The organism is Kitasatospora sp. NPDC093558 (genome assembly GCF_040683475.1).
GTDB lineage: Bacteria > Actinomycetota > Actinomycetes > Streptomycetales > Streptomycetaceae > Kitasatospora.
This window is the reverse complement of sequence record NZ_JBFBDY010000008.1, coordinates 1-19,262: the sequence shown is the minus strand read 5'-3', so window position 1 is coordinate 19,262 and position 19,262 is coordinate 1. Positions and strand designations below refer to the sequence as shown.

The window sequence follows — 19,262 nt, the reverse complement described above, 5'->3', positions numbered from 1 at the left end:
GGGATACACCGTCCGCCGCTGGTGGATCCAAAGTTGCGGCCTGGAGACTGTCAGCCAAAGGCGGTATCAAACACGTCTGATCACCTACTCGACCTCCAGAGAGCCTCGCCTCAGCTCGCCTGCCCCGAGGTCTTCGCAGCCTGCGAACACATCGAAGGCACAGCGTCGAATACAGCCTCGATCGCCGCCCTCGTTGTGTCCTCCTCGTCCGGCCACAGGTGCGTGTAGGTGTTGAGCGTGATCGACGGCTTGGCGTGGCCGAGCCGCTTCTGCACCGTCTTGACGCTCTCGCGGTGCTTGATCAGCACCGAGGCGTAGAAGTGCCGGAGGTCGTGCATCGTCGCGTCGTCCGGCACCTGGCGAAGCGTCGGCTCCGCGCCATCCGGCCGGCCTCGGCGCTCCCAGCTCTTGAGCGCGCCCTCGTGCTGCTTCCGGAGGGCCTTGTCGGCAACTCGCACAAGGTTCTCCCAGACTGCCGCCCAGGCTGCGCGACGGATCGCCTCACCGCGCTCGTTGGTGAAGACGAGCAGCGCCTTCCGGCGCTTCCACTTGGCGGGGCGCGGGTCGGTGCGGTCCTCGATGTCGACCCGGCGGGCCGGGTACTTCTCCAGATGCGCCGCCAGCGCGTCCATCGCAGGCTTGGCCACCGGGACCGTCCGGTAGCTCTCGTGGGTCTTGGGCGGAGCGAGGTAGGGCTCACCCCGATCGGGGCCGACCACCTGCTGCTTCACCTGGACCGTGCCGCGCTTGAAGTCGATGTGCGCCAGCTCAAGCCCGAACAGCTCGCCCTGCCGCAGCCCCGAGGCCGCCGCCAGGAGCAGTAGCACCCGGTACCAGCCGGGAGCGGCATCGACCAGGGCCGCCACGACCTCGACGGCGAGCGGGACGATCTCCTTGCGCGGCGGAGGCGGCAGCTTCACCCCCTTCGTCGGGTTGAACGGGATCTGGCGGTCCAACTCCGCGACGCGAAAGATCGCGGTCACGTAGCTGTAGTGCACCCGCAGGGTCGACGGCGCCAGCACCTTCGAGCGGTCCTTGACCCACGCCTGGATGTCCGAGGTCTTGACGCCCGCGATGGCCCCGTCGCCGAGGATCGGGTAGATGTGCAGGCGAAGCGCCCGGTCGACGCGCTCGACGGTGCTCGACCCGTGGACGGCGCTCGCGCGCCACCGCTCGCCGACTTCGCGGAACGTCTCCTTGCCGAGGGCGGGGTCGATGTAGGCGCCGCGCTTGAGGTCGTTGTCGAGGCGGGAAGCCTCCGCATCGGCATCGGCCCGCCGGGCGAAGTTGAGCTTGCGCTGCTCGCCGCTGGGGTCTCGGTAGCGGACCTGCCAGCGCTTGCCCTTGCCGTGGTCGGCGGTGGGGTACTTGCCCTTGTGCTCGCCGCAGGGCTTGTCGGTGGGGCGCGGGTGGGTCTTGTGCCAGGTGTCGTAAACGGTCGCCATTCGGCTCCTCTGGTCGGGGACATAGGGAGGCGCGGCCTTCGGCCGGCGGTGAGGTGGGAAAGTCGCGGCAGGACGATCTGCTTGCCGAGTGAGCCGCTGAGAAGAAACGCGCACGGAGCCCGTTCTCGGGCGGGTGTTGGATATTGATCGCCCGGCGGCCTTTTGTCAAGCATGGAGCCCCAAAGGGATTCATCCGTATCCGATCGTCCCGATAGTGACGGATCGTCCCAGGTGGTCGACCTCACGTCGGGGGGCGGGCCGAACCCCTTGCAAAAGCAAGGCCGCTCGCCTGCGAGAGGGGCTCGCGACGATCCCTCCGTGTGCCGCTTTGCCCGGCGCAGCGCTCACCGACCGGGTAGCCAGAGAGCCAGTTCGGAGCCTTTTTAGGTTGCGAGCCGGGATACGTGGAGAATTCCCCGCACGCCGTTCCCCGGGCAAGGCTCAGCCCTCGCCCGAGGTGTCCGGCAGACGACTCGGAGTCCTTTTAGGTTTTTCTCCGTGTCGCGTGCAGACTCCTCCCCACGCAGACGCGCCTGGCCCATTACGGGCCTTGCCGATCTACCGGAATTCCCCGTCCCCTACTCTCCGGAGACCTCTTTGCCGAAGACTTCCCGTGCCGCCTTCGATCGTCGTCCGCTGGCCAGCGCAGAGGAGCTCGCCGCGTACCTCGGCGTCCCGCTGCAGACCGTGTACGCCTGGCGACACCGTCGCCAGGGCCCTGTGGCGATCAAGGTCGGCCGGCACCTGCGGTACCGCTGGGTGGAGGTGGAAGCCTGGCTCGACGGCCAGAGCGCCGACCAGGCGGCCTGATCCCGCCCCGTCTCACTCGCCCGAGGAAGCCGGCAGTCCCCTCCTCGCCCTCCTATCCCCCGAGCGGTGCGACCGGTTCGCCGTTGCACCGCAGCCTGGAGTCCCTCATCACCTCCAAGTCCCACCTGTCCAACCTTCCTGCCGTGGCGACCTCGTGGCCGGCGGTCGCCAAGCCGGGCCGCCCCGACGTCCACGTGACTCACCAGCCGCTCCCGGCGCCCACAGTCTGTGGAGAGCCCGCACCCGCTGAAAGCGCGGCCAACGACCTGCCGGATACCGTCGCGGTTCCGGACGTGCCGGAGTCGCCGGGTGCCGCGCTGATGGCGGAGCTGCACGCCCATGTCTCCCGGTACGCGATCCTGCCTTCGGCGGAGGCGCTCGACGCGGTGACGCTGTGGGCCGCCGCGACGCACCTGCAGACGGTATGGCTCCACGCCCCGCGTCTGGCGATCGTCGCTCCGGCCCGGCGGTGCGGCAAGTCCCGCTTGCTGGACGTCCTGGTCGAAACCGTCCACGACCCGCTGATCACGGTCAACACCAGTGCGGCGGCGGTCTACCGCACGATCAGCGAGCGGCCCCGGACCCTGCTGGTCGACGAGGTCGACACCATCTTCGGCAACCCCAGGACCGCCGAGAAGTACGAGGACCTGCGAGGTCTGCTGAACGCCGGGCACCAGCGCAATCGCCCGGTCACCCGGGCGGTCGGCACCGACCACCAGGCCCGCGAGTTCGAGACGTTCGCCATGGCCGCCCTGGCCGGGATCGGCGACCTGCCCGACACGATCATGGACCGGTCGATCGTGATCCGCATGCGCCGCCGTGCAGACGGCGAGATCGTCGCGCCGCTGCGGGACCGCCGCGACGGTGTCCTGCTGCGGGAGACCCGCGCCAAGCTCTCCCTCTGGGCCTCCCAGGTCCACGAACAGGCCCAGGCCCTCGAACCGGAGATGCCGGTCGAGGACCGGGCCGCCGACACCTGGGAACCCCTGGTCGCGGTCGCCGACCTCGCCGGCGGCTCCTGGCCACGCCGGGCCCGGCAGGCGTGCGTACGCATGGTCGCCGCCGAGGAGGAGATCGAGGAGGACGGCTGCGGCGGAGCGCGGATCCTCGCCGACATCCGCCGGATCTTCTTCGCGCACGGCGACCCGGACAGTCTGTCCACCACCGCGATCCTCGCCGCGCTGAACGACGATCCCGAGGCGCCCTGGGGCGAGCACGGACGCGGCGGGCTCACGGCCCGTCCGCTCTCCGAGTTGCTGAAGGACTACCAGATCTCCTCGGCCAACATCCGTCTGCCCGATGGCACCCAGCGCAAGGGCTACACCTTCAACAAGTTCGCCGACTCCTGGCGCCGCTACTGCCCCAAGGTCCACCCACTCCCGCCCCGCACGCCTGCGAACGTTGCCTGATCCCACCCGCCGGAAGCGGTAGCCGCCGTCCCCGCCGTCGCAGCCCATGCCCCGTACGCCGTCACGTGGACGGCACAGCCCACCGTTCGTCGCACCGTCGTCCCGCGCCCTTCTGCCGCCCTGGCACCGAGTACGCCACCAGGACGGCGGTGGGACGGACCGGTGAGGCAACAGGCCAAGTGAGGCAAGGCCGTGGACGGCCAAGACGGATGCGACGGCCTGCCGCCACCAACACCCCGACCACCCCGAGGAGAACCGCCACCCGCATGCCCCACGCCCCAACACGCCGTGCCGCTCACTCCCGCCGTGTGACCGTCTGGGACTACGCCGCCATCGGTCTACTCGCCGCCACCGGCTTTGCCCTCTCCTACGACGCCCTGCGCCAGATGGCCCTCGCCATCCATATCCGCGACGAGCTCACCTACCTGTTCCCGCTCATCATCGACGGGTTCGTCGCCTACAGCGTCCGCGCCCTGCTACTCCTGCGCGCCGCCCCGCTCACCGCCCGCGCCTACGTCTGGCAGCTGTTCGGCGCCTCCACCGCCGCCAGCATCTGGGCCAACACCCTCCACGCCGTCCGCCTCAACCAGCAGACCCTCACCACAACCGGGCACCTGCACCTGAGCGACACCTCCGTCTGCGTCCTGTCCGCCATCTCCCCGCTCGCCCTCGCCGGAGCCGTCCACCTCGGTATCCACACCACCCGCCACACCCGGTCGGCCGCCTCACCGGACGGCGAAGCGCCGGTCCCCATCGCAACCTCCGTCCCCGTTCCCGGCAGCGGACGGTCCCCGGAAGACGAACGGTCCGCCGGACCGGACCAGACCGCGGCGGTCCGGCAAACCGGACTGGACCGGACGGCGGACGGAACCGCCGTGCCGACGCCGTCCGCGAACGGACCGGACGAGGACAGCCGCCTTGCACCGGCCCCGGACGAACAGTTCCGCTCGGGCCGTCCGTCCGGTGATGCGGACCGCCCGTGGACGGAACCGGACCAGGCGGAGCAGGTTCGGACCGACGACACTGCCGATGGCGAAGCCGCAGGCCAGGGGCCGAGCGGAATGCCTGAGCGGTCCCCGGCCTCCAGGCCCGCCGGCCGTCCGCCGGGCGCGTCCCTGGACGAACTGGCCGACATCGCCGTCCGGACGTGGACCGGCACTGGGCGGCTGAGCCGATCCGTCGTCCGGGACGCGGTCCGCGCCCAGGGCCTCACACTGTCCGACGAACGCCTCACCACGGTCATGAAGATGGTCCGTCCGGACCAACCGGACGACGACGGACCCGCCACCGGCAACTGATCCGCGCACCTCCGCTCACCCCGGGTGCCTCGCCCGTCCCCGTCCCGCGAGGCACCCGGGCCCCTCCCCGCAGCCCGTCCCCGTCCGGTCCGGTCCCGCCCGCCGTCCCGGTCCGTCCCAGGAGTCCCCTCTGGCAAACCACCAGCACGACCCCGAGCACGCCGACAGCTCCACCAACGACCTGAAGGCGCTCCTCAACTCGCCTACTCTCAGCGCTGATCAGCGTCGCGCGTCCGAACCGACCGCCCCTGGCGCAGCAAGCTATCGCGTGGGACCGCCCCACGGGCAGTCCCACGCAACCCCCTCGCCCATCGGCGAAGGGGAGCCGGCGGCGAGTCGAGCGGGGGCGCTCGACTCGTCACCGGCCACCCGGCACCAGGGGGCGCCGACCGAGGCTGAGGAGAACCGCGACAGCCCTGAGAACCTCGCTTCAAGTACTCCCGCGCGCCAGCCACGCCGCCGCCACCGCGACCCGCAGCAGCGCCCGCACCGCGTGACCGTCCGATACAACGCCGCCGAGTACGAAGAGATCCGCCGCGCCGCCGCCAGCCGCACCCAGACCGTCTCGCGTTTCTGCGCGACCAGCAGTCTGAACGACGCCCGCGGCCTCAGCGCGGGCGATCCTCAAGACCGACTCGACCGCGCAGTCGACGAACTGGCCAACTCCCGCGCCCAACTGGCCCGGGTCGGCAACAACCTGAACCAGATCTCCTTCACCCTCCACGCCAGCGGCTTCCACCGCCCCGCTGAGCTCGACGTAACCCTTCGCCTCGTCCGGCTCGCGGTCTCCCAGGTCGACACCACCGCAGCCAACCTCGTTGGCGGGTAGGGAAGTCAGGGCAGTTGATGTCGATTCGATGTAGTTCTGGCTAGTTGGGAACATTTCCGCACAGGGTCGTCTTGTGTCGGTTCCCACCGGCCAGAACCCCTGGAGGCGCCCGTGCCCGATCCCACCGACACCGACTCGACCTCCGACCGTCCCGTGATCCGCGCCGTCCCTCACCCCGGCGCGCTCGACCCGCGCGGCATCACCATCACCTGCCCGAAGTGCGACGCCACCCGCGACTGGCTCCTCCTGAACGTGCGTGCCCAGGTCTTCGTCCGCTGCCGCTGCACCGCCGAATGGCACGAGCCCGACCTCACCCCCACCGACTTCGACGAGCACTTCACCGTCCCCGAACGTGAGTGGGACAACTTCGACGACGCCATGACCGGGTTGGGCTTCGACGGCCTCCTCGCCGGAGCAGTCTGGAACCTGACCTGAACAACTCGGGGAGACCGCCAGCGTTCGGCGGCGGTCTCCCCGCGGGCGGAAATAACCGCAGAATGGCTGGCACGAGTACCCAGCTCGCGACTCGCCCGAGCAGGTCCGGGGCGAATCGCCAACTGGCCTGCCCGTAAAGGCTGCAGGATGTGATCGTGGTCGCTCACGATCGCGTCGATCTTCGAGGCGGGTGTGTGCTACGTTCCGTGGTCCAACCGAAAATAGGCGACCCCGGCGGTGCTGTCACACCCCGGGGTCCGGCACCCAGGAGCTGTCACTCCGAATGCGTGTCCATCGTAGCGCCCACGCGCGCAACTTCACCGTGCTGCCCAACGCCATGCTGCAGTACCGGCAGCTCTCCTACACCGCCCGCGGCCTCCTCGCTGACCTCCTCTCCCGCCCTGACGGCTGGCGCGAGGACGGCCGGCACATGGCCGACACCAGCCCCCAGGGCCGCAGCGCGATCCGCAAGGCCCTGAAGGAACTGGCCGAGGCCGGCTTCTACCGGGTCGAGAAGATCCGCATGCCGAACGGCACGATCATCACCGAGACCCACGTCTACGACACCCCGCAGCTCACTGTGCTGCCGAGTGCCACCCGTCCGGTCTCCGGTGAAGCGACCACCGGCGGTACTGACGCCCTTCCAAAGGACCGGCACAAAGGAACCTCCCTCCCTGCCCGGCAGCCCGACGAGCCGGTCCTCGCCGACGAGCCGCAGGCGAGCACGGGAGGGCGGGAGGAAGACCACGAGGACGAGGCCGACGAACAGCCCGTGGCGGTGCCGGACGAGCAGGTCCGCGAGGCAGTCGCCACGCTGTTCCGGGTGATCCGCCCCGAGCCACGCCTGCGGCTCGGTCAGGCCGAAGCCGAGGAACTCGCGCCCCTCGTCGTGGAGTGGCTGGAACGCGGCAGCACCCCTGCCGACCTTGCCCAGGCCCTGCTGCCGGGCCTGCCCACCCCGGTGCACTCGGCGGTCGCGGTGCTCCGCTACCGCCTGGAGCACAAGATGCCGCCCGTCCAGCCCGCTGTACGGCCCGCAGCGGCCCGGTACTCCGAGTGCGCCAAGTGCCACGACCCGGTGCCCCAGCCTGGCATCTGCCGCGCCTGTGCGGGCCTCGGTGCGCGAACGCTCGGCGTCGGCGGAGGCGAGGCCGCCACCCGCAGCGGAGCCGCCCACGCCAGGACTGCCCTGCGCGCCGCCAAGACCGCCGGAATGAACCTTGGGGGACTCGCCACCATCGGGTAGTGGGCACCCTGCCGCAGGGCAGAGTGCCTGCCCGGTCAGAGGGGCACCGAGGCGAGTGCTTTCTGCTTGAGCCGGAGGTAGTCCGGCTCGTCGCCGAAGAGGTCGGGTTCGGGGGTCAGCTGGATTCCGGTGGCCTCCTGTACGGCATCAGCGACGGTCCGAGCCGCCGCGGCGAAGGCGCTGGAGGTGGCTTGGCCTTCGGCGACGAGGGTGAAGTGCTTCCCGGACATCCGGATGCCTGGCGTGATGGTCTGGCCGAGGGCGAAGCCGGCGGCCTTGATCAGCCAGCTGGCGCTGACCCTGGTCAGGCCGTCCGGGAAGTCGTTCACCGGCGCTTGTTCGGCCCGGAGCTTCTCGGCCTGCCGGTGGTCGACGACCGGGCTGAGGAAGACGCTTCCGACGTTTCGGTTGTCGGCATCTCCGGGGTCGAGGACCATGCCCTTGCTGCGTCGCACCGCCAGCACCGCGGCTGCCGCATCGGCCAGGGGGACTGGAGTGCCCTTGGGGACATCGAGCGCCTTGGCGACCAGCCCGTACGTGATCGGGGTGCTCAGCTTCGAGGGCCGGAGCCGGAAGGTCACGGTCAGGAGCGTCCAGCGGGTGGAGTGCTTGAAGATGCTGGTGCGGTGTCCGAGCCGGCAGTCCTCGGCCGACAGCACGACCTCGCGACCCGTGACCCAGTCCCAGGCGGTGACACGTACAAGGGTGTCCACGACTTCCTGCCCGTACGCACCGACGTTCTGGACCGGGGTGGCGCCAACGGTGCCGGGGATGCCGATCAGCGTCTCCATCCCGGTCAGACCGTTGTCGACGGTCCGTTCGACGAGATCCTGGAGGACGTGCCCGGCCTGGACGGTGACGGTGACCGTCTCGCCGTCCTCACCTTGCTCGAACTCCACGCCCTGGGTAGCCATTCGGATGACGGGCGCGCTGCACCCGGCATCGGCGACGAGGATGTTGCTGCCGCCGCCGAGAACCAGGGGCCTCGTGCCCTCTCGGTCGGCCAGAGCGACCACCTCGGGGTACTCGGCCGGGTCGGTCAACTCGGCGAGGGTCTCGGCGTTTCCGCCGATGCCGAGGGTGGTGAGGGGAGCCAGCGGGACCTGTGTGCGGACGTACATGCGCTACCTCGGGTGCGTGGGGGAGTACAGGTTATGCGGCCAGGACGGCGCTGATCTGCTCGGTGACGTCGTGCGCCAGCGGACTGTCGGACTGCTTGAACTCGTCACGCAGGCCGGTCATCCGCTGTCTGGCCCTGCCGGATTCGAGGTACGAGCGGAGGTCGAGGGCCTGGTGGGTGGCGTCGGCGGCGCCGTCGAGATCGCGCTGCCGCAGCCGGGCCTTCGCCAAGGACATCGTGTGCAGGAGCCGGTTCCGGGGCTGCTCGTCGCCGAAGAGGTGCAGGCCGTGGAGGAGGTGCCGTTCGGCGACTTCCGGGCGGCCGAGTTCGAGCCACGCCCGGCCGGCATCGGCGGCCAGAACCGCCGGTGTCACCCAGTAGGCCCAAGCAGGCGTGGTGTCGTCCGCTGCGGACTCGGCCAGGGCGGCGGCTGCCTCGTCGATGGCCCTGGCGCAGTCGTCCAGTTGGCCCAGCTGGGCGTGGGCGCGGGCTTGCCGGGTGGCGAGGAGCGCGTGGACCGCGCCGCCGGGTGTTCCGCCGATTCCCTGCCGGGCAATCTTGATCAGGCGAAGGGCCTCGTCGTGCGTGTCGCCCCAGGCCGCCTGGTAGCTGAGGCAGGAGACGATGTTCGCGCCGAGCGCGCGGTTGTTGGCTGTGTGCGCGGCACGGAGGCCGAACAGGAGGTAGCGCTGTCCGAGGGCGTTGCGCCCGAGGTCGCACGCCAGCCAGCCGGCCAGCTGCGCGAGCTCGGCGAGCACGCTGTGGAGACACTGCCCTATGGCCGGATCGTAGGAGCCGTTGCGGGCCAAGTGGGCGGCCCAGTTCAGGTCTTGGGTGATCCAGTCCAGTACGAGCGGGCCGCCCTGGACGTCGTCGATCCGGCGGAGCTGGGCGACACGATCAACGAGGACGTCGATGACTTGCAGGCTGATCGTTTCCCCGCTCGGCCGCCCGATGACAGGCTCGTCCTCTGTGGTCAGCCACTCGACGGCCGCGCCGATGAGGCCCTGGCCGGACAAGGGCCGAAGCACGCCGAGGCCGGAACGCAGGGGACCGGCCGTGAAGGACCCGAGCCCCGCCCACGTGCCCTCCTGCGACCACGGCTGCCGCAGCCAGCCGTCAGAGCCGACCAGGGTTGCCTTCGCCGGCCACAGGGCCGCGACCGTGATCGTCTCCTTCAGGTGGTGGGAGAGGACCGAGGCGACGATCTGGGGAAGATCACCGCGCGGCGTGGAGCCCTTGAGCCAGCCGTAGGGGGCCTTCGGGCTGATGCTGTTCGGGCGCACGCGGTTGATCTCGCGTGCCAGCTTGTCGGGCGACCAGTCCAGTTGCTTGAGGCAGTCGCCGAGCAGAGAGCCTTCGTCCACAGGTGACCTCGAAGTCCGATGCGGCCGACAGTTCTTCGCCAACGTACAGCAGCCACAGGCGCTGACCTCCGCCCTCGCGCGATTCTGACCATTCTGACTGGCACCTGACCTGACTGACCATCACTGCCCCTTCCCGGCCGGGGTTGCAGTGCGTGAGTGTTTCGACACGCCCCGGCCGCCACCTCGCGAACGCCACCGCCCGTCCGGTCGTGGGGCAGCGCGACCACCCAAGGGCTTCGCGCATTCGGTAGCTCGATTGCACTCGACCACTGCGGCCTCCAACGCCGCGCGTAGTCCGGAGGAGAAGACGATGATCCGCGTTCTGCGCAGGACGCCTGGCGGGCGCTGCCGCAGCACCGATCGTGACCCGATCGGCTCGGTTATCTTCACCGCCCTGTGGGTCCTCGGCCACGTCCTGTGCCTCGCCCTGCTCGGCACGGTCGTCCAGCACCAGCTCGCCGCATCGAGCCACAGCCACACCACGGCGCTCGACGGCGTTCAGCCGCCCACGCCGCACACGGCCTGACCGTCCGGCCCACAGCGGCCCGCCCATCCAGACACCAACCGGCAAGACCATTGGGGGACTTCAATGCAGCACAACACAACGCCCGGAGGCGCCCTGTCCCGGGCGGTCGTCACCGGGGCCGCAGGCTTCATCGGCTCGCACCTGGTCGACGCCCTCCTCGCGGCCGGCACCACCGTCGTCGGGGTGGACCGCCGTGACCCGCGCACCGACCCGGGGGCGGCAGCCAGGCTCGCGGGGGCCCTCGATCACCCCGGCTTCACCTTCGTCGCCGCCGACTTGAGGACCTGCCCGCTCCAGGCCCTGTTTCTGCAGGCCGAAGCGGTCTTCCACTTCGCCGCTCTGCCAGGCGTGCGGGGTTCTTGGGGCGAGCGGTTCGCCGAGTACACCGCCTGCAACGTCTTCGCGACCGAACGCGTGCTGGCCGCCTGCGAGGACGTCCGCGTTCCCCGCCTGGTCTACGCCTCCTCGTCCAGCGTCTACGGGACCACCAACGGCGGCGCCACCGGCGAGGAGATCACGCCCAACCCCGAGTCCCCGTACGCGGTCAGCAAGCTCGCAGGCGAACAGCTGTGCCTGGCCCACGCGGGCAAGGCCACCTCCACGGTCGCGGCGGTGGCGCTTCGGCTGTTCACCGTCTACGGGCCTCGCCAGCGCGACGACATGTTGATCGGCCGAGCGCTCACGGCGGCGCTCGGCGGCCCCGCGTTGGACCTCTACGGGGACGGCGGCCAGCGTCGCGACTTCACCTACGTCGGTGACGTGGTCCGGGCCGCCACCGCCGCCGCGACCGCGCCCGTCACCATGGCGGTGCTCAACATCGGCGCCGGGGTCAGCACCAGCGTGCTGGAGGTGCTGGCCGCCGTCGAGGAGCTGACCGGCCACGCGGTGCCGGTCAACCAGCTGCCCGCCCAGGCCGGCGACGTCGAGGCCACCCTCGCCGACCACTCCCGGGCGGCCGACCTCCTGGGCTGGGCGCCCCGCACCGCGCTCCTCCAGGGCATCTCCCGCCAGCTCGCCCACCTCACCGCCAACTCCCCGCAGCCCGTGGGCGCCTGAACGATCCGCCCCGCCGTCTCACCGGAGGAATCGTGTTCGTCACCACCGCGGACAGTGCGAACGCGCTGTTCACCCGCGCCAGCAAGGCCATCCTGAGCCAGGGCCGCAGCGTCGCGCCGCGCGGCATGGCCACCGCCGAACTCATGGGCGCCTACCTCAAGCTGACCAACCCGGCCGCCCGGATGGTCCACCTCAGCCCGTACCGGGTGCTGAATCCCGCGTTCGCCGCAGCCGAGACCGTGTGGATCCTCTCCGGCTCCAGCGCGGACTGGATTCACGACTTCAACAGCCGCCTGGCAGGGCTCACCGACCACGGAGCTCTCCAGGGCGCCTACGGTCCGCGCCTACGACGCTGGCACGGACGATTGGACCAGCTCGACTACGTCCGGCGGCAGTTGACCCGCGACGGCGAGAGCCGCCGCGCCGTCGTCCAGATCTTCGACCCGAGCCGCGACACCGCCGGCCACAAGGATGTCCCCTGCACCCTCGGCTACCGCTTCTACCTGCGCGAGGGCCGCCTGGAGATGCACACCAGCATGCGGAGCCAGGACGTGTGGCTCGGCCTTCCGTACGACCTGATCACCACGACCGTCCTGCACGAGCTGATGGCCGGCTGGCTCGGAGTCCAGGTCGGCGACTACCACCACCACGTCGACTCCCTGCACCTGTATGCCCAGCACCAGGACACCGCCTGGAGCCTCGTCGCCGACGCGCCCGCCTCCCCGACGTGGCAGCCGCTCGGCATCCCCTGGGAGGACTTCGACCTGCTGATGAAGCAGGTCACGGCGGGCGAGGCGGTCGGCCACCCGGTCTGGGACGGCTTCGCCGCCGTCCTGGCCAGCTACCGGCTGTGGAAGGCCGGACGTCGCGACGAGGCCCGCGCCAGGGCCGCCGAGGCGACCGGGCCGCTGCCCGAGGCCCTGGCCCTCTGGTACGACCAGCGCGAGCAGAAGATCCCGCTCGCGCAGATGCCCACTCCGGCAATCCCGGCGAAGAGGTGAGCGCGGTGGCCACGAACCGCAGCACCGTGCTGGGCCTGTGCTCCTACACCCACGACTCCGCTGCCGCTCTGCTCGTCGACGGCCAACTCGTCGGGTTCGTGGAGGAGGAGAGACTCAGCGCGATCAAGCACGACAAGAGCTACCCGGCCAAGGCCGTCGACTGGCTCCTCGATGAAGCGGGCCTGACCCGCGCCGACATCGGCACCGTCGCCTACAACTTCACGCCGCAGCACTACCTTCGGGCGCTCCCCGCCGCGCTCGCCCACGCGGCACGGCCCGCCACCGCCGCTCGCGCCCTGCCACGGGCCCGGTCGTTCGCCGAGGTCGCCGGCAACACCCGCCGACGCCTGGCCCGCCTGGCCGACGCCTTCCCCAACGCTGCCGTTCAGCCCGTGCTGCACCACCGCGCCCACGGGCTCTACGCGTTCGCCGCGTCCGGCTACGACGAGGCCGCCGTCTTGGTGGTGGACAGCCTCGGCGAGACCCAGGCCACCACCATCGGCCACGCGCGGCAGCCCTCGGGCGGCTGCTCGTACCGGATCGTCCACGCCCTCGACGATCCCGCCTCCCTCGGCTACGTGTACGGCGCCGTCACCGAGCACCTCGGGTGGCGGCGCGGGGACGAGGAGGGCACCGTCATGGCGCTGGCCGCCCTCGGCGACCCGAAGCGGTTCCGCTCGCTGTTCGCCAAGGCCGTCCGGCTCACCACCAACGGCTTTGTCCTCGACCACCGGCTCATCGCCCTGCGGGTCATGGACCGCCGCTACCCGAGGCTGACCGCCGCCTTCACCGCCCTCACCTGCCCGCCCCGCCGTCCGCACGAGGACATCGCCCAGGTCCACGCCGACCTCGCTGCCGCCCTCCAGGAACGCACCGAGCAGGTGGTGCTGCACCTGGCGCGGATCGCCCGCGAGCGCACCGGCGCCCGGCTGCTGTGCGTGGGCGGCGGGGTCGCGATGAACTGCGTCAGCATCGGCAAGATCATCGCCTCCGGGCTGTTCGACGAGGTCGCCGTCCCGCCCGCCCCCGGGGACTCCGGCACCGCGATCGGCGCCGCCGCAGCCGTCCACCTCGACCGGCACGGTGACCTCCCCGCCGGACTGGCCCGCGCCTGCTACCTCGGCCCGTCCTACCCCGGCCTGACGCTGCCGCCCGAACCACGGCCCGGCATGACTGCCCAGCGCCTGCTCGACCCGGCCGGTTTCGTCGCCCGTCAGCTCGCCCAGGGAACGATCGCCGGGCTGTTCCAAGGGAGCGTTGAAGCCGGCCCACGTGCGCTCGGGCACCGCTCGATCCTTGCCTCCCCGCTGAAGGCCGGTGTTGTCGAACGGCTCAACTCCACGGTGAAGTTCCGGGAGCCGTTCCGCCCTTTCGCCCCCGTCGTCCTGGCCGACAACGCGGTCGACTACTTCGCGCTCGGGCAGGAGGCGCCGTTCATGTCGATAGCCTCGCCGGTCACCGACCTGGCTCGGAAGCGGATCCCGGCCGTCGTCCACGCCAACGGCACGGCCCGGGTGCAGACCCTCACCGCGAGGGACAACCCGGTGCTCGCCGACATCCTGGCCGCCTTCGCGGAGCTCACCGGCGTGCCCGTGCTGATCAACACGTCCCTGAACGTCAAGGGCAAGCCGATCTGCGGCACCCCCGAGATGGCGCTGGACTGCCTGGCCGAGTCCGGACTGGACGCGCTCCTGATCGAGGACTGGTGGGTGACCAAGGCATGAGGATCGGCTACAGCTGCTGGGGCTTCCTCGGCCCGGGGATCGCCGACACCCCCGACGGCGGACGCAGCCACCGCCGCACCCTGGTGGATGGCCTCATCGCCGCTGGCCACGAGGTTGTCTTCCTCCAGACCAACCGGGACCTGACCGAGGCTGGCACTGACCTGTCCGCCAACTACCGGTGGGACGGTGGACTGCCCGAGATCGACGCCCTGTTCCTGGAGTGGCGCTGGTCCATCCCTGGCCGCAACACCACCGCGTGCGGCACGGAGGGGCACACCTGCGACCTGCACCGCCAGCAACAGCTCCTCGACCACTACACCCACTGGCACGGCCTCCGCACGGTCTTGTGGGACAAGGACCGGCAACTGCCCGCCGACGACCCGCTCCGGGCCATCGGGCACGTCCAAGTGTGCGAGCCGGCCCTCCACCCGTCGCCCGGAGCGGTCAGTCTGCTCTTCCCTGTCGCCGACGATGCCCTCGACCAGGCCTACCCGGCGGCCCTCGCTGCCTTCGAGCGCCTACTGCCGCTGGTCTACGTCGGCAACCAGTACGACCGCGACGCCGCCTTCGGCGAGTTCTTCGCCCCGGCCGCCGCCCAGCTGCCGCACCGGGTGGCCGGGAAGTGGACCGACACCACCCGCTGGCCGCAGGTGAACTTCACCGGCCGCATCCCCTTCGACGAGGTCACCCCGCTCTACCGCTCCACGCTGGCCACCGTGCTCCTCGCCCCCGACCGGTACGCGCGAAGCGGCCAGTTCACCCAGCGCCTCTTCGAAGCCGTCCTCGCCGGCTGTCTGCCGCTGGCCCCACGCACTCTGCGGGGCGCGGAAGCGGTCGTGCCGCGCGAGCTGATCGTCACCGGCGCCGCCGACGTCGTGGCCACCATCACGGCGCTCACCGAGACCGCGGGCAGCCAGGCCCACGCCGACCTGGTCGCCCGCTGCATCGACCACCTCGACCCATTCCGCCTTACCCGCCAGCTCCGCACCCTCACCGCCGAGCTGGCCGGCACCGCCATCCCGCCCTTGCTCATCGACATCGAAGGAGCCCGCTCATGACCCAGGCCGCACCCGTCCTCCCCGGCATCGAGCGGGTCGACAAGCTCTACCTGGAGCTGCTGTTCCGCTGCAACCTCTCCTGCACCACCTGCTACCACGGTGAGGACCTCAAGCGCCCCGACACCGTCACCGTCGACCAGGCCACCGCCGCCCTCACCTACTTCACCGCCGCCTACGACTGCCACTGGGTGTGCCTGCTCGGCGGCGAGCCCCTCCTGTTCGAGGGCCTGCCGACCGTCCTGATGGCCGCCAAGTCGCTCGGCTACCGCACCGAGATCTGCACCAACGGCTACAAGCGCCGGGCCTTCCTGACCCAGGCCGCCGAGTACCTGGACATGCTCCGCGTCTCCCTGGACGGCGGCACCGCCGACGCCCACGACAGCATCCGCCGCCCCGGCTCCTTCGCCGCCGCCTTCGACACCCTCGCCTGGGCACACGGCCGCATGCTCCCCTTCGGCGCCACCTGCACGCTCACCGGCGAGAACATCGCCACCATCCCCGCCCTGGCCAAGCGCCTGCGCGACCTCGGCGCCCGCGACCTGATGCTCCACCGCGTCCGCCTGGTCGGCAACGCCGCCACCAGCGGCATCACGGCCGTCACCTGGGAACAGACCCAGCACCTCCACGAACAGCTGACCGGCATGGACCTCGGCGGCATGACGATCAACACCGACATCCTGCTGCCCGAGCGCTGCCCGCAGCCCAGCGACGTCGTCGAGAAACTGGAGATCGCGCCGGACGGACGGGTCTACCTGTCGTGCGCCGAGGTCGCCGGCCCCGGCCGAGAGGTCCGGTACGACTTCGAGCGGGCCACCCTGCTCGCCGCCGATGCCGCGTGACCAGCGCGAAGCGTCCCGGGCCGGGCACCGGCCCGGGACACATCCCGCGTGGGCCGAAGCGACCGCCGTCCGGCCCGTCGCGTGGCTCGGTAGCCTGTAGCGACATGGACAGGATCGCCATCATCGGCTGCGGCGGCAGTGGCAAGACGACCCTCGGACGCCAGCTCGCCGCAAAGATCAACGCCCCCGTCACCCACCTCGACGGCGTCTACTACGACTCCGACTGGAACACCCTGCCGCCTGAGAAGTTCGCCGCCCTCCAGGAGGACCTGGTCGCCGAACCGCGCTGGGTGATCGACGGCAACTTCGCCTCGACCCTCCCCATCCGCCTCAAGCGGGCCGACACCGTCGTCTTCCTCGATATCCCCCCGATCGTGTGCCTGTGGGGGATCCTCCAGCGCCGTCGCCGCTACCGCGGCGGCCAGCACACCGAGCAGGGCGTCTTCGACCGCATCCACTGGGGCTTCATCCGCTACATCCTCGGCTACCGGCGCCAGATGCGGCCCAAGGTCCGCGCGCTGATCGCCGAGCACGCTGGCCACGCCCGCGTCGTCACTCTCACCAGCCGCCGGGCCGCCACCCGGTTCGTGGCCACCGTGCCACCACAGACGTGATCTGACCCGCCTCTTCACCGGGAAGGCTCCACCTGTCCATGACCGCCAACCCGTTCCTCGACGCTGCCCGCGTCCGCCACGACCTGTACGCCGACGCCGACCGCATCACCCAGCGCACCAGCGCCCTCGCCCGCGTCAAGACCGCCGGCCCCCACCCCGCCACCGTCATCGCCGACCTCGCCGCCACCGGCCTGCGCGGCACCGTCCTCGACATCGGCTGCGGACGCGGCACCACCACCCTCGCCCTCGCCGAACGGCTCACCCCGCCCCGCCTCATCGCCTTCGACCAGTCCGCCGCCCTCCTCGCCGAAACCGAGCGCAGACTCGCCGGGCACACGGGCGCGAAAACCATGCGAGGCGACTTCCACGCCATCGCCCTGCCCAACTCCTCCGTGGCGGTGGCCGTCGCGGCGTTCTGCCTCTACCACTCGCCCCGGCCCGCCGCCGTCATCGCGGAGATCACCCGCTGCCTGGCCCCCGGCGGCCTGTCAATCACGGTCACCAAGTCCGCCGACAGCTACCGAACCCTGGACGAGGCGATCGCCGCCAGCGGCCTCGACCCCGAGGCCACCACCCGGCCGAGCCTTTACGAGACCTTCCACAGCCACAACCAGGCCGACATCGTGGCCACCTGCCTCGACGTCCAGCAGGTCATCCACCACGAACACCGCTTCCGCTTCACCGACGCCGACCACATCGCCGCCTACGCCGCCACCAACCCAAAGTACCAACTCCCCTACGACGCTGGCGAGATCGCGCGGCGGCTGCGGAAGGCCGTTGGCGACGGCCCGCTGGACACCACCTCGAACGTCACCTACGTCGTGGCCTCCCGCCGATGAGGGCCTTCACCAAGACCTACGCGGACCCCCAGACCCAGCAGCAGGCCCTGGCCCACCACCGGTGGATCGCCCGCGCCAACCCCGACGTACGCATCCCCAAGGTCCTCCAAGTCCACCCCACCGGCATCGACTTCGAGCACCTCGACGGCCTCCACGGCACCGCCGACGACCTCGTACCCCTGGCCGACCTCCTCGGCCACCAACACACCACCGCACACACCCGCGAACTGCACGCCGCCCGCCTGGACGCACCCCACACCAGCGACGGCACCACCATCGCCGGCTTCGCCGCAGGTCGCCGCGAACGCCTCCACCACCTCCTGGCCTCCGGCGCCGTACCGGGCCTGGCCCTGACCCGTGAGGCGATCGACGGCTGGCTGGAGCGGGCTGCCACGATGCCGGCTGCCTTCTACAAGGATGCCAACCCGCGCAACTTCCTCATCACCGGCGCGGATGTGACCGTCATCGACTTCGACTCCCTCACCCTCGCCCCCTTCGGCTACGACCTCGCCAAGCTCGTCGTCAGCACCGCCATGACCACTGGCCCACTGCCCGAGGACACCATCCGCCAGGCCGTGGACACCTACAACCGTCACCCGCAGCACCGCGGCCTGCCCGGTTGTACCTGGGGCGAGTTCGCCGCGTGGTGCGAGTTCCAGCACGTCCTCACCGCGCCCTACCTCGGCACCAACAACTACCGGTTCAGCTGGCACACCGTGCGGCCGGCCTGGACCTCTGACATCCTCCGGCGCTTCGACAAGGAGTGGGCACCGTGACGACCAACAGCGTGATGAACAGCCGCAACGCGGTCTGCGTGATCGTCCACGACAAGGACACCGACACGATCGCCGCCCTGCACTACGCCGCCCGCAACTGGTCCCCGCACCCGTCCTGGACCGTCCCCGGCGGCAAGGCCGAGCCGGGCGAACCCCTCGACGAGGCCGCCGCCCGCGAACTCAAGGAGGAGACCGGCCTGCTCGTCGACCCGGCGGACCTCGAACTCGTCCACGTCATCCACGTCGAGCAGGGCTGGGACCAGGCCGGCCAGTTCGTCCTCTTCGTCTTCGCCACCGACACGTGGACTGGCGAGCTCACCAACACCGAACCCGACAAGCACCTCACGGCCCGCTGGGTTCCCGCCAGCCTCCTCCCCGAACCGGCCTTCCCCACGGCCGCACAGGCGCTCACCGCCTACCGCGATGGCGGTCCCGCATTCTCGCGCTACGGCTGGGAGCCGGCAGCGGCGTGACGACGTGGCTGGGCGGGCTCGCCGAGGAGCACTCGCGGCGAGCCCACCCGGCTCTTGCCCGCCGAGGAACTGGCACCTGACCAGGTCCACTTCATCCGTCGACACCCGGCGACCACCTCCTCCGCTGGCTACAGTCGTCACCATGAGCGACTCCCAGCCCCGACGAGGTGGACGCCGGTGATCGCGCGCCAGCGGGCCCGTGCGGACCTGACCAGCTTGAACACCATTCGGGCCCGTCACCACACCAGTGACAACGCACGACAGCACAGCCACGGGCATGGAAGACTCACAGAAGACGGAAGCTCCGTTGGGGTGAGCGACCTGAGAGGGGGGGGAACCCCAACCCGCGTGCGGGTTAGAGGGCCCCCCCCCCCCACGGCACGCCACAGACAAAAAA

19 protein-coding genes are annotated in these 19,262 nt (G+C 70.8%); 16 read left to right on the top strand and 3 right to left on the bottom strand.

Annotated features, from left to right (window positions below; translation table 11 throughout):
* Positions 1–110: 110 nt before the first annotated feature.
* Positions 111–1,445: a site-specific integrase gene (locus AB0O00_RS01965; RefSeq protein WP_363648080.1), complete on the bottom strand. Its 1,335-nt coding sequence runs from the start codon at positions 1,443–1,445 to the stop codon at positions 111–113.
* A gap of 597 nt (positions 1,446–2,042) precedes the next feature.
* On the opposite strand from AB0O00_RS01965, the gene AB0O00_RS01960 reads away from it, so the two are divergent.
* The 6 genes from AB0O00_RS01960 to AB0O00_RS01935 all read left to right on the top strand — a co-directional run bounded on the left by AB0O00_RS01960 (position 2,043) and on the right by AB0O00_RS01935 (position 7,472).
* Positions 2,043–2,255, top strand: a complete 213-nt coding sequence (locus AB0O00_RS01960; protein ID WP_363648078.1) for a helix-turn-helix domain-containing protein — start codon at positions 2,043–2,045, stop codon at positions 2,253–2,255.
* An 83-nt stretch (positions 2,256–2,338) separates the two neighbouring features.
* Positions 2,339–3,664: a DUF3631 domain-containing protein gene (locus AB0O00_RS01955; protein WP_363648076.1), complete on the top strand. Its 1,326-nt coding sequence runs from the start codon at positions 2,339–2,341 to the stop codon at positions 3,662–3,664.
* A 308-nt stretch (positions 3,665–3,972) separates the two neighbouring features.
* On the top strand, positions 3,973–4,962 hold the full coding sequence (locus AB0O00_RS01950; protein ID WP_363648074.1) for a DUF2637 domain-containing protein: 990 nt from the start codon (positions 3,973–3,975) through the stop codon (positions 4,960–4,962).
* 493 nt (positions 4,963–5,455) lie between these two features.
* Positions 5,456–5,791: a hypothetical protein gene (locus tag AB0O00_RS01945; protein WP_363648072.1), complete on the top strand. Its 336-nt coding sequence runs from the start codon at positions 5,456–5,458 to the stop codon at positions 5,789–5,791.
* A 111-nt stretch (positions 5,792–5,902) separates the two neighbouring features.
* Positions 5,903–6,226, top strand: coding sequence for a hypothetical protein (locus tag AB0O00_RS01940; protein WP_363648070.1), 324 nt, complete (start codon positions 5,903–5,905; stop codon positions 6,224–6,226).
* A gap of 283 nt (positions 6,227–6,509) precedes the next feature.
* The gene (locus AB0O00_RS01935) at positions 6,510–7,472 is read left to right on the top strand and encodes a hypothetical protein (protein ID WP_363648068.1); all 963 of its coding nucleotides are present in this window, start codon (positions 6,510–6,512) and stop codon (positions 7,470–7,472) included.
* A 35-nt stretch (positions 7,473–7,507) separates the two neighbouring features.
* On the opposite strand, the gene AB0O00_RS01930 is transcribed toward AB0O00_RS01935, so the two are convergent.
* Positions 7,508–8,593: a UDP-N-acetylmuramate dehydrogenase gene (locus AB0O00_RS01930; RefSeq protein ID WP_363648066.1), complete on the bottom strand. Its 1,086-nt coding sequence runs from the start codon at positions 8,591–8,593 to the stop codon at positions 7,508–7,510.
* Positions 8,594–8,624: 31 nt separating this feature from the next.
* On the bottom strand, positions 8,625–9,959 hold the full coding sequence (locus AB0O00_RS01925; RefSeq protein ID WP_363648064.1) for a hypothetical protein: 1,335 nt from the start codon (positions 9,957–9,959) through the stop codon (positions 8,625–8,627).
* A gap of 310 nt (positions 9,960–10,269) precedes the next feature.
* Between AB0O00_RS01925 and AB0O00_RS01920 the strand changes: the two genes are divergently transcribed.
* From AB0O00_RS01920 to AB0O00_RS01875, 10 genes are all read left to right on the top strand, one after another.
* Positions 10,270–10,485, top strand: coding sequence for a hypothetical protein (locus AB0O00_RS01920; protein WP_363648062.1), 216 nt, complete (start codon positions 10,270–10,272; stop codon positions 10,483–10,485).
* A gap of 63 nt (positions 10,486–10,548) precedes the next feature.
* Positions 10,549–11,541, top strand: a complete 993-nt coding sequence (locus AB0O00_RS01915; RefSeq protein ID WP_363648060.1) for an NAD-dependent epimerase/dehydratase family protein — start codon at positions 10,549–10,551, stop codon at positions 11,539–11,541.
* 32 nt (positions 11,542–11,573) lie between these two features.
* Positions 11,574–12,542, top strand: coding sequence for a thymidylate synthase (locus AB0O00_RS01910; RefSeq protein ID WP_363648058.1), 969 nt, complete (start codon positions 11,574–11,576; stop codon positions 12,540–12,542).
* A gap of 5 nt (positions 12,543–12,547) precedes the next feature.
* Entirely contained in the window at positions 12,548–14,266 is a 1,719-nt protein-coding gene (locus tag AB0O00_RS01905; RefSeq protein WP_363648056.1) for a carbamoyltransferase C-terminal domain-containing protein, read from the top strand.
* Positions 14,263–15,324: a hypothetical protein gene (locus AB0O00_RS01900; protein WP_363648054.1), complete on the top strand. Its 1,062-nt coding sequence runs from the start codon at positions 14,263–14,265 to the stop codon at positions 15,322–15,324. The genes AB0O00_RS01905 and AB0O00_RS01900 overlap by 4 nt, the downstream gene beginning before the upstream one ends.
* Complete coding sequence (locus tag AB0O00_RS01895; RefSeq protein WP_363648052.1) at positions 15,321–16,163, top strand: radical SAM protein; 843 nt, start codon at positions 15,321–15,323, stop codon at positions 16,161–16,163. Before AB0O00_RS01900 ends, AB0O00_RS01895 begins: the two co-directional genes overlap by 4 nt.
* Positions 16,164–16,267: 104 nt before the next feature.
* Positions 16,268–16,777: a topology modulation protein gene (locus AB0O00_RS01890; protein WP_363648050.1), complete on the top strand. Its 510-nt coding sequence runs from the start codon at positions 16,268–16,270 to the stop codon at positions 16,775–16,777.
* 38 nt (positions 16,778–16,815) lie between these two features.
* A complete protein-coding gene (locus AB0O00_RS01885) occupies positions 16,816–17,616 on the top strand; it encodes a class I SAM-dependent methyltransferase (protein WP_363648048.1) in 801 nt (266 codons plus the stop codon).
* Positions 17,613–18,392 (top strand): phosphotransferase, encoded by a 780-nt coding sequence (locus AB0O00_RS01880; protein ID WP_363648046.1) that lies wholly within the window; start codon positions 17,613–17,615, stop codon positions 18,390–18,392. The genes AB0O00_RS01885 and AB0O00_RS01880 overlap by 4 nt, the downstream gene beginning before the upstream one ends.
* On the top strand, positions 18,389–18,865 hold the full coding sequence (locus AB0O00_RS01875; protein ID WP_363648044.1) for an NUDIX domain-containing protein: 477 nt from the start codon (positions 18,389–18,391) through the stop codon (positions 18,863–18,865). Before AB0O00_RS01880 ends, AB0O00_RS01875 begins: the two co-directional genes overlap by 4 nt.
* The last annotated feature ends 397 nt before the right edge of the window (positions 18,866–19,262 follow it).